Origin of the sequence: Blautia sp. AM23-13AC (genome assembly GCF_003435675.1) — a bacterium.
GTDB classification, from domain to species: domain Bacteria; phylum Bacillota; class Clostridia; order Lachnospirales; family Lachnospiraceae; genus Fusicatenibacter; species Fusicatenibacter saccharivorans.
This window is the reverse complement of sequence record NZ_QTUL01000003.1, coordinates 1-13,650: the sequence shown is the minus strand read 5'-3', so window position 1 is coordinate 13,650 and position 13,650 is coordinate 1. Positions and strand designations below refer to the sequence as shown.

Genomic DNA, 13,650 nt, shown 5'->3' with positions numbered 1-13,650 from the left:
GACAGAAAGAAAGGAAAATACCAGTGATGGAAAAAATTGCAAGCTTTACGATCGACCATATCAAACTTAAACCAGGCATTTACGTTTCAAGAAAAGATCATGTGGGTGACAGCGTTATCACAACCTTTGACCTGCGCATGACATCTCCAAACGATGAGCCTGTTATGAATACTGCTGAAGTCCACACCATTGAGCATCTTGGCGCAACGTTCCTTCGCAATCACGAAGAATGGAAAGATAAAACTGTATATTTTGGTCCAATGGGCTGCCGTACAGGATTTTACCTGCTGCTGGCCGGTGATTACAGCTCGAAAGATATCGTTTCACTCGTAATAGAAATGTATGAATTTATCCGCGATTTCAAGGGCGAAGTCCCGGGTGCATCTCCGAAAGACTGCGGAAACTATCTGGATATGAATCTGTCCATGGCAAACTACCTTGGCAAAAAATACCTGGATGAGGTTTTGTACGGAATTGATGAATCCCGTCTCGTCTATCCGGAATAAATTCTAAAAATGGTAACTATTCAGCGCCATGCAATTTCGCATGGCTCTGAATAGTTACAAAAAATGAAAGAAAACAGGGGGAAACAGAGTATGAGAACCATGGAAAACGAAAAACTGCGTGTGCAGATCAGCGATCACGGTGCAGAACTTTGCAGTATCTACGATAAGGAAGCTGACCGTGAGGCAGTCTGGATCGGAGATCCGGCCTTCTGGAACCGCCACGCACCGGTTTTGTTCCCGTTTGTCGGAAAAGTAAACGGTGGATTCTATACCCACAAAGGTATCAAATACCCGATGGGCCAGCATGGCTTTGCACGTGACAAAGAGTTTGCGTGCATGGAAAATACAGAAAATAAAACCGTACATCGTCTGGTATCGACCGATGAGACAAAAAAAGTCTATCCGTTCGACTTTGCTTTTACCGTAACCCAGAAACTTTCAGGCAGAACCGTGACTGTTATCTGGGAGGTAGAAAATACCGGAGAGGAAGACCTTTATTTTTCTGTCGGAGGGCATCCGGCATTTATGATTCCGGAGCAGTACGACATTGTCTTCAACAAAGATCTTCGGAACCATGGCGAGACAGAGCTTGAATATGTTTTGATTGATCCAGAAACAGCAGGTGTTGATGCGGCACATCCACGGAAACTGTCATTAATCAACGGAAAAATCCCATATACCAGAACCCTTTTCGACGAGGATGCTCTGATCTTCGACAATACGCAGGTAGAGCGCGTTGGCGTGGAAGTAGATGGGAAACCGTACGTTACCCTCACCTGTAAAGGCTTCCCAAGCGTTGGTGTATGGTCCAAGCCAAAAGCAGACGCTCCGTTTGTTTGTCTCGAGCCATGGATCGGCCGCTGTGACAACGTTGGCTTTGATGGTGAATTAAAAGACAAATATGGTGAACAGCACCTGAAGGCAGGAGAAAGTTTTCAGGCAAGCTACACCATCGCCATTGGCGAATAAACCAGGTAAAAGAGAAAAAACTCTAAAGTATGGGGAAAAGAACACGTTTCCTATGCTTCGGGGGTTGAAATTTTACGGTTTCTTTACTATAATTAGCATCAAGCCCAAAAACGCATGTGGTTTGGCATGCACAGAAGAAAAAACAGGAGGGAACGTTTTTGAAAAGAGAAACGGTTATCGTACTTGATTTTGGCGGTCAGTACAATCAGTTAATTGCAAGACGTGTACGTGAGTGTAACGTTTACTGTGAGATTTATTCTTACAAAACAGATATTGAAAAGATTAAAGAAATTCAGCCGAAAGGTATTATCTTTACCGGCGGCCCGAACAGCGCATATCTGCCGGATTCCCCGACCTATACAAAAGAAATTTTCGAACTTGGAATTCCGATCCTCGGCATTTGCTACGGATCACAGCTGATGATGCATCTGCTGGGCGGAAAAGTAGAAGTAGCTCCGGTCAGAGAATATGGAAAAATTGAGGTAACCGTAGATACCAGTTCCGCACTGTTCGAAAATGTATCTGAAAAAACAATCTGCTGGATGAGCCACAACGACTATATTTCCAAAGCAGCCCCGGGCTTTGAAATCATTGCCCATACGGAGGACTGTCCGGTAGCAGCCGTTGCAAACGTAGAGAAAAAGCTCTATGCAACCCAGTTCCATCCGGAAGTTCTTCATACCAAAGAAGGAAAGAAGATGCTTTCCAACTTTGTATACAATGTATGTAAATGTGCCGGTGACTGGCACATGGATTCCTTCGTAGAAGAGTCTATCAAAGCTATCCGCGAAAAAGTTGGCAACGGAAAAGTACTCTGTGCCCTTTCCGGCGGCGTTGATTCCTCTGTTGCAGCCGTTATGCTCTCCAAAGCAGTTGGAAATCAGCTCACCTGCGTTTTTGTTGACCACGGTCTGCTGCGTAAAAACGAAGGCGATGAAGTAGAGGCTGTATTCGGACCGGAGGGTCCGTATGACCTGAATTTTATCCGTGTTAATGCACAGGAGCGTTTCTATGCCAAATTAAAAGGCGTAGAAGAGCCGGAGAAAAAACGTAAAATTATCGGTGAAGAATTTATCCGTGTCTTCGAAGAAGAGGCAAAGAAAATCGGTGCCGTAGACTTCCTTGTACAGGGAACCATCTACCCGGACGTTGTAGAGAGCGGTGTCGGCGGAGAATCCACCGTTATCAAATCTCACCATAATGTCGGAGGACTGCCGGATTACGTAGATTTCAAAGAAATCATCGAGCCATTGCGCAACCTCTTCAAAGATGAAGTAAGAAAAGCCGGTCTGGAACTCGGCATTCCGGAATATCTTGTATTCCGTCAGCCATTCCCGGGTCCGGGTCTTGGTATTCGTATCATCGGTGAAGTAACCGCCGAGAAAGTGAAAATGGTTCAGGACGCCGACGCAATCTGGCGTGAAGAAATCGACAAAGCCGGCATCGCTTACGAAATCGGCCAGTACTTCGCAGCACTGACCAACATGCGTTCCGTTGGAGTCATGGGAGATGAAAGAACGTATGATTATGCCATCGCCCTCCGTGCCGTAACCACTACCGATTTCATGACAGCCGAAAGCGCAGAAATTCCGTGGGATGTCATCGGAAAAACAACGAGCAGAATTGTAAACGAAGTAAAACACATCAATCGCGTTATGTATGATTGCACAGGAAAACCACCGGCAACCATTGAATTTGAATGATGAAATGGACTTTAAGAACCTAGTATTCATGCGGGTTTCAAGCAAATTTGTTTAAGCGTTGGCAACGATTTGGCAACATTTAGAGTATCACTCACTGAATAACAGAATACTTCAATAACAGAAAACCTTACTGATTTTCAGAAATAAAGCTGAAAGTCGGTAAGGTTTTTGTACGTTTCGAGGTTGAAAATTAGTCGGATTCGGGGTTCAAGTCCTGTAAGATAAGGTCGCTGAGTTCTTGTGAGGGAATGACCTTTCTCCATTGTTTTGAGGTGTCTAATTCAGGATATTTGTACCGCCACTGGTCGTATTCTTCTTTGGTTATCTCGCCCTGTTCCAGACGGGCAGCCTGTTCCTGCCATGCATGGAACATATCAAACATAGTGGTGTAGGTTGTTCCGGCAGATTTATCTAACCGCAGACACACTTCTCCGTCAATCTCTCCGATTTTTAAGCCATACATATCTTCCAACGCAAAAAGCGTGTGCATAAGTCCGATATAACTGTCTATTTCCGGCACAGTGATTGCACGAGGACTTACATCGAGGAGATGTGCCATTTCTTTTACAAGGTCTTGTTTCGGTGTTCTGGATTCTGATTCGTATTGTGCCATACGGACATCAGAGGTCTTTCCCAGAAAACCGAGGAGTTCGCCTAATTGTTTCTGTGTCATGCCTTTCCGGTTGCGGAAAAAGCGGATTCTTTTGCCAATTGCCATAATAAAACCTCCGATACTAAACATTTCTGTTGAAGTTAGTATAACATGATGAAATAGGAATAGCAAGCGGGACTTAAATAAAAAAAGTTAAGATTTTTCTGCAAACCACTTGACTTAACGGAATTTATTTAGTATCATAAAAACAGAACTTAAACAAAAAGAGTTAAAATTGAATGACCGTTCAAACCGAACAAACGCCATGACCTTTAAAAAAGAAGCGAGCGTTCCTTATGTAGAGGGACTGGCACAGCGCCGAAAAGGGTTGCCTGTCAGAACGGGAAGGAGAGAACGGCAGGAATTTTAGGGAAAGGAGAGGATATAGATGGCAGAAAAATCATTTATGACGGTGGAAGAAGTGGCAACAGAATTAAGGGTATCAAAGTCCAAAGCCTATCAGGTTGTAAGGGAATTGAACACAGAATTGCAGAAACAAGGGTATATGACAGTAGCGGGGCGTGTAAATACTACTTTCTTTCATAAGAAGGTCTGTTACAGCGATTAAGTTGGAAGGAGATGATGGAAATGGCTGTATATAAAGACAATGCTACGGGAACGTGGAGGGTAATTTATCGTTTCACGAATTGGAAAGGGGAACGGAAACAGACACAGAAACGTGGGTTTGCAACAAAAAGAGAAGCACAAGCCTGGGAACATGAGGTTATGCTGAAACAGAACTCCAAACTGGATATGACATTTGCCAGCTTTTTTGAACTTTATGAGGCAGATAAAAAGCAGCGTGTCAAGGAAAGTACATGGGAATCTAAAAGCCATGTAATACGCACAAAGATTTTACCTTATTTTGGAAATCGGAAGATTGCAGAGATTGAAGCAAAAGACATTATTGCATGGCAGAATGAACTCATGGCGTATCAGGATGAGAAAGGTAAGCCCTATTCAGCAGATTATCTGAAGACAATACACGCACAGCTTACAGCAATTTTTAACCATGCTGTAAACTTTTATAATCTGCCTTACAATCCGGCAAGACGGGCTGGCACAATGGGAAATGAAATTCCAAAGGAGATGGACTTCTGGACAAAAGAGGAATATCTAAAATTTTCAGAAGCCATGATGGATAAGCCACGTTCCTTTTATGCTTTTGAAATGCTTTACTGGTGCGGTATCCGTTCCGGTGAGCTGTTGGCTCTTACTGCTGCTGATTTTGATTTCCAGAAGCAGACGGTCACAATCAGCAAGACGTACCACCGTTCCAAAGGGCGTGATATTATTACAAGCCCTAAAACAGCGAAAAGCAACCGTACCGTAAAAATGCCCCCGTTTCTCTGCGAAGAAATGCAGGAGTATATCAAAATGCTCTATGACATCAAACCAGATGAACGGCTGTTTACGGTTACAAAATCTTATCTCAACCATGAGATGGAGCGAGGTGCAAAACAGGCGGGAGTGAAAAAGATTCGGGTGCATGATATTCGGCATAGCCATGTATCGTTGCTGATAAATATAGGATTTTCAGTGCTGGCGATTGGGGAACGAGTAGGACACGAAGCAGAAAAAATCACTTACAGGTATGCACATTTATTTCCAACTGTTCAGACAGAAATGGCAGAAAAGTTGGAAATGGAGCGAATGGAAAAGGAGGACAGCAATGGAAAGAAGTCTTGATTATAAAGGGCGTTGGAGAAACCATACTGTAGCATTTCGGGTATCAGATGAAGAAGCGAAGCTGCTTAATGATTTGGTAGCATTGTCTGGTTTGACAAAGCAGGAATATATCATAAGACGACTGACGTGCAGGGACGTGGTTGTACAGGGGAATCCGAGAGTTTATAAGGCATTAAAAAATCAGATGGCAGCTATTCACGAGGAATTAAAGCGACTGGAAACAGTAAGCCCGGATAATGATGAACTGCTCTATACGTTACAGGTAATTGCAATTACGTTAGAGGGATTGAAAGGAGAAGATGAATGATAGAAAAAATGAAAACGACTGCTCCCGTATCATCTGTTGGCGCAGATGGGGTGCAGCCGAATGTAAAAAATCACAATGAAATTATAGCAAATTCACAGGAACAAATCAATCAGCAAGCCATCAAAAACCCAGAGAAATCTGGGGATGGCGGACTGCATATCATGTCCATGCCGGAATTGTATGACACTGTTTTTGTGCCGAGAGTACCGATTGTAGACGGTTTTCTCTATGGCGGCACATATCTTTTTGTAGGTGCGCCAAAGGTAGGAAAATCATTCTTCATGGCACAGCTTGCCTATCATGTGGCAATGGGGATTCCGTTGTGGGATTATCCGGTGCGGAAAGGAACAGTGCTGTATCTGGCATTGGAAGATGATTATGCAAGACTTCAACGCCGACTGTCCGGTATGTTTGGTGTAGAGTGTGCCGATAATCTGTATTTTGCAACACAGGCAAAGACCTTGAATGAGGGATTAGACAGGCAATTAGAAGGATTTTTGAAAGAGCATAAGGACGCAAGGCTGATTATTATTGATACGCTCCAGAAAGTGCGTGAAGTTGGCGGGGATAGATACAGCTATTCCAGCGATTATGAGATTGTGACAAAGCTGAAATCATTCAGCGATAAATATGGTATCTGCCTGCTGGTGGTTCATCATACACGCAAGCTGGAATCGGAGGACAGCTTTGATATGATTTCCGGCACAAATGGACTGTTGGGTGCGGCAGATGGGGCGTTTATCATGCACAAAAAGAAACGGACAGACAATGAAGCAGTGATGGATATTGTGGGGCGTGACCAGCCGGATCAGGAACTGACTATAGAATTTGACAGGGAGCGTTGTGTATGGAAATTCAAGAAAGCAGAAACAGAGTTGTGGAAACAGCCACCGAACCCTCTTTTAGAAGCAATCAATGTGTTTCTGACAGAGGACAGACAGGCGTGGGAGGGAACAGCGACAGAACTTGTAAAGCAACTGCCGGATATACAGATACAGGCGAATGTGCTTTCCAGAAGGCTGAATACTGTCAATAGCCAGCTGCTCAATGACTATGGGATTTTCTATGATAATAAGCGGGGGCATGAAAGAAAAATCATTCTGAAACGCCTTGAAGTAAAAGAATAAAAGCGACGATATGCGTCGGTTGCGACGGTATTTTTGATAGCAGGCTGGTGTGGAAAATATCGACGCTATCGACGCAAACTGACGCAGAAAGGGAGAGAAGATGAAGAATGTACAGATTCCTTATGAATTGTTTATGTTGCTGATCCGTCACTATCTGGTGGAGGATGATACTTGTTTGGATGAAATCCGGCAGGGATTAGAGAAGAAACTGGATTCTTTGGTGCAGCATGAACTATATGGGAAATTTAAGACTGCTCCAACACAGGAGGAACGGGAAAAAGCCAGACAGGAATATCTGGATAGACGTGGAGTGCTGGACAGTTTCCGCTGGTAGTGTTTCTTGATGAGAATAGACAGGGGCGTGTCACACCCCTGTGATAGCAGACAAAGAGAAAGGTGTGATTGGATGATAATTCAGCCGGAATGGGGAACTCGGAACGTGAATAAGTATTTTTACGAAAGTGAAGCCAGGAGGATTGCTGACCTCAATGAAATTTTCGGAGAGGTAGAGCTGACAGAAGATGAACAGCGGATACTGATATGGCTTGCCGGATGGGATGAATATACGATAGAAAATATGCTTTCAGCTATCCGAAAAGCTATGGTGGCAGAAGCAAAGCGGCTGAAAGCCGCCCGTCCGTAGGACAGAAAAGCTCCCGGCAGGGCGCAATGGCAGCTTTTGATGGACGGAACGGCTGTCAAAAGTGCCTTTGCGTTACTTTCGACGAAAGTAACAAAGCTATGTGCCGTATCCGGCACTGATTACCCCTAAACAGGGAGAAGGGATAAAGATTGAAGCGAACAATTAGTTTTATGACAGGAAAAGGTTCTGTTAATCATAACAGCAGAAAATTCCATGCAAAAAATATAGATTCGGAAAGAAGTTATCTGAATGTAGAATACTGTAACGAAGATGTCAAAGACGTGTATCACGAATTGTTTGATGAAGCTCTTGTTCGATACAACGAGAAGCAGACCAGAAGTGACCGTAAGATTGATGATTATTATGATAAAATTTGTTTCGGCAAACAGGAGAAACCGTTCCATGAAATCATTCTGCAAATTGGAGATAAAGACAATATGGGAGCGACAACAGAAAACGGACAGCTTGCTGCAAAGGTGCTTGATGAATATATGCGTGATTTTCAAAGACGGAATCCTACGCTACGGGTATTTTCTGCGTACTTGCACATGGATGAAGCGACACCGCATCTACATATTGATTTTGTACCATATACGACAGGAAGCAAAAGAGGACTCGATACAAGAGTTTCTTTGAAACAGGCGTTATCGGCTCTTGGGTTTAAAGGAGGCACCAGAAGCGAAACAGAATTAAATCAATGGGTACAGCATGAGAAAAAACAGCTTGCGGAAATTATGTTGGAACGTGGGATTGAATGGGAACAGAAAGGCACACATGAAAAGCATTTATCAGTTTTGGACTTTAAGAAAAAGGAACGGGCAAAGGAAGTTGCGGAGTTGGAAGCGAAAAAAGAAAGTTTGGAAGAACATAATGTTGCCATACTGGAAACCAGTGAAAAGTGGTTGGGAGAATTGGAAAATCTTGAACAGGAGATTCACTCCGCACAGGAAATTCGTGAGGAAGCAGATAAAAAAGTAGAAGTGGCTAAGAAAGAAGCAGCACGATATGAGAAAAAACTGGCGGAGATTGCTCCTATGGTAAAGGATATGGAACGATTTGCAGTTAAGTATTCGTATGATCCAGAGGAAGTGCTGCCGGAAGCAGGAACATTGGAAAGCGGAAAGTCTTATAGAGAGAAAAAAGCAAAACCACTGATTGGGAAAATCATAACAGTTCTGCGGGCTGTGTATCGGGAATATTTGAGTGTTTCTAACCGATTTGAAAAACTGCAAGATGCATATAACAGAGAGCAAGACAGAAATGAAAGGTTAAAGAACCGATTAGAAGAATTTTTAGGGGAAAATCGGGAACTTCGGACGATTGCAACGGATTTTGGTCGTGTAAGAACAGTTATGGGGGCTGAACAAGTAAATGCAGTTATTGACCGGGCAAAGCAACAGGAACAGATAGAAGCTGAACAGAAACGGGCTGTAAGGAGAAAACACAGTAGAGAAGTTCGGTGATTGAAAGAGGGCTGCTTAAAGCCCTCTTAACTGTCATGAAGTGAATCCTCGTCAGTTAGTCGAGAAAAGTGTAGCTATAAAGTTTACTCTTGATGGACTGATAGGGATTTGCTGGTTTTGCTTTACAGTGAAATGACTGGGAGATATAATGAAAACAATTACTTTATGACTAGATATAGGAGGACAATATGAAACGGTCTTTAAGTATAATATGTGTTTTTTTTATTGTATTTTTATTGAGTGGATGCGGAAAATCGTCATTTGATGGTAGCAGAACAGGGAATGATAGCCAGTTTGTTATGAAGTACAAAATTTTTAATACTACGGATGAGCAATCATTGTTCTTAGAATCGGGAGATACTATTAGGACGGAAGTTATAGTTGACAGTGGAAAATTGTCGATAAAAATTCAAAAAGATAGTGATACCCCGATTTATGAAAGAGATGATATAGTAACCTCTGAAAATTTTGATGTTGAAATTCAAGAGAGTGGAACATATAAGATTACAGTTATAGGAGAAAATACAAAAGGTGGTGTAAATTTTAAGAAAGTTGATGGAGAGAAAGCGGAACAGGAAGAAACACAACAAGGGATAAGTGAAAAGAAGATTGATTTAGGCGGGGCATTTCAGGAGATTAATGGCTGTGCGGTGATTTATTCGCCAGTACAAGAGGAATATTCATTTTTTAATGAAGATATGTGTCGGCAAGAAGTATCGCCCTATTCTACTTTTAAGATTATTTCAGCTTTATTAGGATTACAAAGAGGTGTTATTGTTGATGAATCGTCGACAATGGGGTATGACGGAACGGATTATGGAAATGCAGAATGGAATGGGGATTTAACATTAGAAGAAGCATTTGAGAAATCATGTATATGGTATTTTCGAGAAGTGATAGATTTAGTTGGTAGGGATAAAATGCAGGAAGAATTAAAGAATTTACAGTACGGGAATTGCGATATTTCGGAGTGGAATGGTAGCAATATCAATCCTTTGGAAAATCTAAATGGTTTTTGGTTAGATTCTTCGTTGAAAATTTCGCCGTTGGAACAAGTAGAAGTTTTGAGTAGGATATTTGAGGGACATAGTGATTACGATAGCAGAAATATAGAAATTTTGAAAAGAATAATGTTAGTGGATGAAAACGATTCCCAGAAAATTTATGGAAAAACAGGAAGTGGGAATGGAGAGGCATGGTTTGTTGGTTTTTCTGAATCAGATGGAGAACGGAAATACATTGCTATATATTTAAATGATAGTGAACATAGAGATCAGATTTCTGGAAATAAAGCTAAAGAAATGGCTTTGGAGATTCTGAAATAAATGGCTGTGCTTGTTGTGTTTTAGGGACATTGGAAACCTTGTTTCTCAAAGGATTATATTGCGTTATACTTCAAGAGTGTTTTGAGGGAGATAAATGACTGGTATATATTGACATAGGGGTAGTTATGAGTTATATTTAAAGTGCCTTATATATGAGATATAAGGGAAAGGAATTGTTGTCAATACCTGAAAGAGCTCTTTCAGATATGACTGGTGTTCTGGTTGCAAACTTATGAATAACCACATAAGAATGTTAATTAGAATCATCTCCTTCTTATCTATTCTAACATAGATATGTATTGAACGAATAATGGATAGCTGGCACCACATCAAAGCTGTCGAAAGACAAAATTGAATACCATGTTGAAAGAAGACCTATCAGTCAAGAGATGCTATCCCTCATGCTGGTAGGTCTTTCGCTAAATAGGAAGAGTGTATGGATTTATACGAATGGAAAACGAAAAATGCAAATGCAAGAAAATATGCGCATTTTGATGAAAAGGTTTCATTGGACAAAGTTTGGGATTATATCAGTGATCCGACTAACATTGTGAAACATGGATTTTATCCTTTTATACATTATGAAAAGAAATTTAATAAATTTACTAGGAAAGACGGAAGAGGTTATATAAAAGAAAAATCTAGGCACTTATGTTATTCTGCACATATTGATAGATATATATATTCTTATTATGGGTATCTTTTGAATCAAAAATATAATAAATACTTAGAAGAACGTAATATGAATTTGGCTGCGGTTGCATATAGAGATAATTTGCACAAAAATAATATTCATTTCGCAAAAAGAGCTTTTGATTGTATTAGAGAAACGAAAGAAAGTTTTGTAATAATAGGAGATTTTTCTCATTTTTTTGATTCTTTAGATCATGGCTATTTGAAAAAACGAATGTGTGATGTTTTAAAAGTTGATATGTTGTCATCGGATTTTTACGCAGTATTTAAAAATATAACAAAATATTCGATTTGGGAATTAACAGAGTTACTTAAACTAAATAATTTAACAGACACAGAAGAAGATATACAAATTTTAAATTCTAAACGTAAAGTTTTATCTGAAAAAGATTTTAAAAAGCATAAGAAAGAATTTATTATTAGACATAAAGAAAACTATGGGATACCACAAGGGTCGGCAATTAGTGCGGTATTAGCAAATGTATATATGATAGTAGTAGATGAGCAAATGTATAATTTAGCGAACAAATACAAGGGTCTGTATATGCGATATAGTGATGATTTTATTATTATTCTGCCTGGAATATCAGAAGATGATTTTAGGGAGATATTGAATAGTATAATAGATGAAATTAAACAAATTCCAAATTTAATTTTACAACCAGATAAAACACAAATATATAAATATAGAGATACAACATTAAAAAGTTGTAATGCATTGTTTTTAAAGGATGTGTTAAATGGAAAAAATGAGATTGATTATTTAGGATTTACATTTGACGGTAAAGAGATAACAATTAGGGATAAAACTATTTCGAAATATTATTACAGATTATATCGGAAACTTAAAACTATAGTGAAAAATGAAGGCTATACTCCTTCGGGAAAAAGAATAAGCTGTAAAAATTTATATGAGAAGTATACTGTTAAAGGGGCGCATTTAAAAGATTCAAATGGACATATTAAAGGAAATTTCATATCGTATGTTCAGCGTGCTCAAAAAGTTTTTGGAGAAAATGAACCTATAGACAGAAAAACAAGAAGACATATGCTGAAAATTCGTAGGATATTGGATGAAATTTTTTTATAGATTTGTGGAGGATTTTCGGATATTTATAGATAAAAGATTAAAAAAATTTATTATATATGTGGGTTGATCAAACAAACTGTAAGATATGGGGGATGTTATGCTTAAAGATATATTAATGTCAGTGTCTAAAAAAATGCAAATTGATTTTGAGGGAATAACGAGTAAAATACAGCATAATGGAGAAAAAGGAACGGCAAGGGAAAATATACTTGAAGAGTATTTGAAATGTTATATACCTGAAAAATATTGTTTTTCGAAAGGTACGATTGTAGATTGTAAGGATGTACAAAGTAGACAGGTGGATATAATTATACATGATAAATTTTTGACACCATACCTCGTAGATATGGATGGTACTAAAATTGTGCCGATTGAAAGTGTTTATGGGGTTGTTGAAGTTAAATCGACGTTGACCAAAGAAGAATTGAGGAAGTGTGTTAAAAATATTGAGAGTGTGAGAAAACTTGAGAAAAAGACAACTTCAGGCTACTCTTTTCCGACAGCGGGGATGGTATTTGCGTATGATTCCGATGCTTCTCTAGAAGCGGTATATAAAAATCTCAATGAATTGTCGGAGGATGTAGAGGTTGATAAAAGGATAAGTTGTATATGCGTGTTAAATAAAGGGGTTATTTTACCAGTGAATAAAAATGGACTGACAAATGTATCATTATTACCAGATGAAAATACAGTATACGGAATATTTAATAACGCAAATGATGCACTGCTTTTATTCTATTTGATTTTGACTCAAATACTAAATAGTATAACGATATTTCCACCGGATATGGTTGCATATGCACAGAGTACAGCCATATTAGATACTTCTTTTTCAATACCGGCAGATTATGTGCCAGACGACGGAACAATTAGTGTTATGGATAACATGGTAAGAATGTCTGAAATAAAGACTTTAAAGGAGTATGGGACAAGAATGCTTAGTGGCAAATTAAAAAAAGAGGAGTTTCTTGAGCATGTGTTCGGTACATATATACCGTCATTAAAAATGATGCATGGTTCTTTGGATTTAGTACCAATGAATTCTACTTTAAATTATTTTGGAAAGTTAATGAATAACAAGGTGATAATAGACGCATATAAAATTTATGAGCGTGGTACAAAGATTACATTGGTTGAAAAGAAAATTCTTGATGATTTAGAAAATTTTATGTATGCTATATATGACAGCCATAGAGAGGAAATGCTAAAAAATAACAAGTAGTATAAAAATTGTAATTGTCTGTATGGCAACATTTTGGCAACAGAAAATCAGTAAGCCAGAATAAATGATGTAATTGAAGTAAAAAACGGTGTGTATTTGCATAAAACTTAAACTAATATAGTTAATAACAACAAAGAACACGCCGAATTTGAATAACGGACAGAAATGCCGAAAGCCTGTATTTATGCGGGTTTCCGGCATTTGTTTTGTAAACGGTAGAATACGAGCACCTTGACAAATAGCAGACCGCTTTTGCGGTCT

General features: G+C 39.5%; 14 protein-coding genes. 13 read left to right on the top strand and 1 reads right to left on the bottom strand.

Going from position 1 to position 13,650, the window contains the following annotated elements; all coding sequences use genetic code 11:
* Positions 1-26 precede the first annotated feature (26 nt).
* The 3 genes from DW642_RS04835 to guaA all read left to right on the top strand — a co-directional run bounded on the left by DW642_RS04835 (position 27) and on the right by guaA (position 3,178).
* Entirely contained in the window at positions 27-506 is a 480-nt protein-coding gene (locus tag DW642_RS04835) for an S-ribosylhomocysteine lyase (RefSeq protein WP_022462125.1), read from the top strand.
* A 90-nt stretch (positions 507-596) separates the two neighbouring features.
* Positions 597-1,475 carry an aldose 1-epimerase family protein gene (locus DW642_RS04830; protein ID WP_117509456.1) on the top strand — a complete coding sequence of 293 codons (879 nt, stop codon included), beginning with the start codon at positions 597-599 and terminating at the stop codon, positions 1,473-1,475.
* Between the two features lie 158 nt (positions 1,476-1,633).
* On the top strand, positions 1,634-3,178 hold the full coding sequence (gene guaA / locus DW642_RS04820) for a glutamine-hydrolyzing GMP synthase (RefSeq protein ID WP_117509454.1): 1,545 nt from the start codon (positions 1,634-1,636) through the stop codon (positions 3,176-3,178).
* Positions 3,179-3,368: 190 nt separating this feature from the next.
* On the opposite strand, the gene DW642_RS04815 is transcribed toward guaA, so the two are convergent.
* Entirely contained in the window at positions 3,369-3,896 is a 528-nt protein-coding gene (locus DW642_RS04815; protein ID WP_117509453.1) for a helix-turn-helix domain-containing protein, read from the bottom strand.
* Positions 3,897-4,218: 322 nt separating this feature from the next.
* On the opposite strand from DW642_RS04815, the gene DW642_RS04810 reads away from it, so the two are divergent.
* The 10 genes from DW642_RS04810 to DW642_RS04765 all read left to right on the top strand — a co-directional run bounded on the left by DW642_RS04810 (position 4,219) and on the right by DW642_RS04765 (position 13,389).
* The gene (locus DW642_RS04810; protein WP_117509452.1) at positions 4,219-4,398 is read left to right on the top strand and encodes a DNA-binding protein; all 180 of its coding nucleotides are present in this window, start codon (positions 4,219-4,221) and stop codon (positions 4,396-4,398) included.
* Positions 4,399-4,418: 20 nt separating this feature from the next.
* On the top strand, positions 4,419-5,519 hold the full coding sequence (locus DW642_RS04805; protein ID WP_117509451.1) for a site-specific integrase: 1,101 nt from the start codon (positions 4,419-4,421) through the stop codon (positions 5,517-5,519).
* Positions 5,503-5,826, top strand: a complete 324-nt coding sequence (locus DW642_RS04800) for a plasmid mobilization protein (protein ID WP_117509450.1) — start codon at positions 5,503-5,505, stop codon at positions 5,824-5,826. Before DW642_RS04805 ends, DW642_RS04800 begins: the two co-directional genes overlap by 17 nt.
* Positions 5,823-6,953 (top strand): AAA family ATPase, encoded by a 1,131-nt coding sequence (locus DW642_RS04795; protein ID WP_117509449.1) that lies wholly within the window; start codon positions 5,823-5,825, stop codon positions 6,951-6,953. The genes DW642_RS04800 and DW642_RS04795 overlap by 4 nt, the downstream gene beginning before the upstream one ends.
* Before the next feature lie 100 nt (positions 6,954-7,053).
* Positions 7,054-7,287 (top strand): complexin-2, encoded by a 234-nt coding sequence (locus DW642_RS04790; protein ID WP_117509448.1) that lies wholly within the window; start codon positions 7,054-7,056, stop codon positions 7,285-7,287.
* A gap of 105 nt (positions 7,288-7,392) precedes the next feature.
* Complete coding sequence (locus DW642_RS04785) at positions 7,393-7,596, top strand: hypothetical protein (protein WP_242991127.1); 204 nt, start codon at positions 7,393-7,395, stop codon at positions 7,594-7,596.
* A 170-nt stretch (positions 7,597-7,766) separates the two neighbouring features.
* A complete protein-coding gene (locus DW642_RS04780) occupies positions 7,767-9,059 on the top strand; it encodes a plasmid recombination protein (RefSeq protein WP_117509605.1) in 1,293 nt (430 codons plus the stop codon).
* Positions 9,060-9,247: 188 nt separating this feature from the next.
* Complete coding sequence (locus DW642_RS04775; RefSeq protein WP_117509446.1) at positions 9,248-10,384, top strand: penicillin-binding transpeptidase domain-containing protein; 1,137 nt, start codon at positions 9,248-9,250, stop codon at positions 10,382-10,384.
* A gap of 436 nt (positions 10,385-10,820) precedes the next feature.
* On the top strand, positions 10,821-12,167 hold the full coding sequence (locus DW642_RS04770) for a reverse transcriptase/maturase family protein (RefSeq protein ID WP_117509445.1): 1,347 nt from the start codon (positions 10,821-10,823) through the stop codon (positions 12,165-12,167).
* Between the two features lie 97 nt (positions 12,168-12,264).
* The gene (locus DW642_RS04765; protein ID WP_117509444.1) at positions 12,265-13,389 is read left to right on the top strand and encodes a DUF6602 domain-containing protein; all 1,125 of its coding nucleotides are present in this window, start codon (positions 12,265-12,267) and stop codon (positions 13,387-13,389) included.
* The last annotated feature ends 261 nt before the right edge of the window (positions 13,390-13,650 follow it).

Coding starts and splice junctions, on each gene's coding strand:
- DW642_RS04780 (WP_117509605.1), top strand. CDS start 7,767: ATGACAGGAAAAGGTTCTGTTAATCATAACAGCAGAAAATTCCATGCA.
- DW642_RS04810 (WP_117509452.1), top strand. CDS start 4,219: ATGGCAGAAAAATCATTTATGACGGTGGAAGAAGTGGCAACAGAATTA.
- DW642_RS04795 (WP_117509449.1), top strand. CDS start 5,823: ATGATAGAAAAAATGAAAACGACTGCTCCCGTATCATCTGTTGGCGCA.
- DW642_RS04800 (WP_117509450.1), top strand. CDS start 5,503: ATGGAAAGAAGTCTTGATTATAAAGGGCGTTGGAGAAACCATACTGTA.
- DW642_RS04775 (WP_117509446.1), top strand. CDS start 9,248: ATGAAACGGTCTTTAAGTATAATATGTGTTTTTTTTATTGTATTTTTA.
- DW642_RS04815 (WP_117509453.1), bottom strand. CDS start 3,896: ATGGCAATTGGCAAAAGAATCCGCTTTTTCCGCAACCGGAAAGGCATG.
- DW642_RS04835 (WP_022462125.1), top strand. CDS start 27: ATGGAAAAAATTGCAAGCTTTACGATCGACCATATCAAACTTAAACCA.
- DW642_RS04790 (WP_117509448.1), top strand. CDS start 7,054: ATGAAGAATGTACAGATTCCTTATGAATTGTTTATGTTGCTGATCCGT.
- DW642_RS04805 (WP_117509451.1), top strand. CDS start 4,419: ATGGCTGTATATAAAGACAATGCTACGGGAACGTGGAGGGTAATTTAT.
- DW642_RS04770 (WP_117509445.1), top strand. CDS start 10,821: ATGGATTTATACGAATGGAAAACGAAAAATGCAAATGCAAGAAAATAT.
- DW642_RS04830 (WP_117509456.1), top strand. CDS start 597: ATGAGAACCATGGAAAACGAAAAACTGCGTGTGCAGATCAGCGATCAC.
- DW642_RS04765 (WP_117509444.1), top strand. CDS start 12,265: ATGCTTAAAGATATATTAATGTCAGTGTCTAAAAAAATGCAAATTGAT.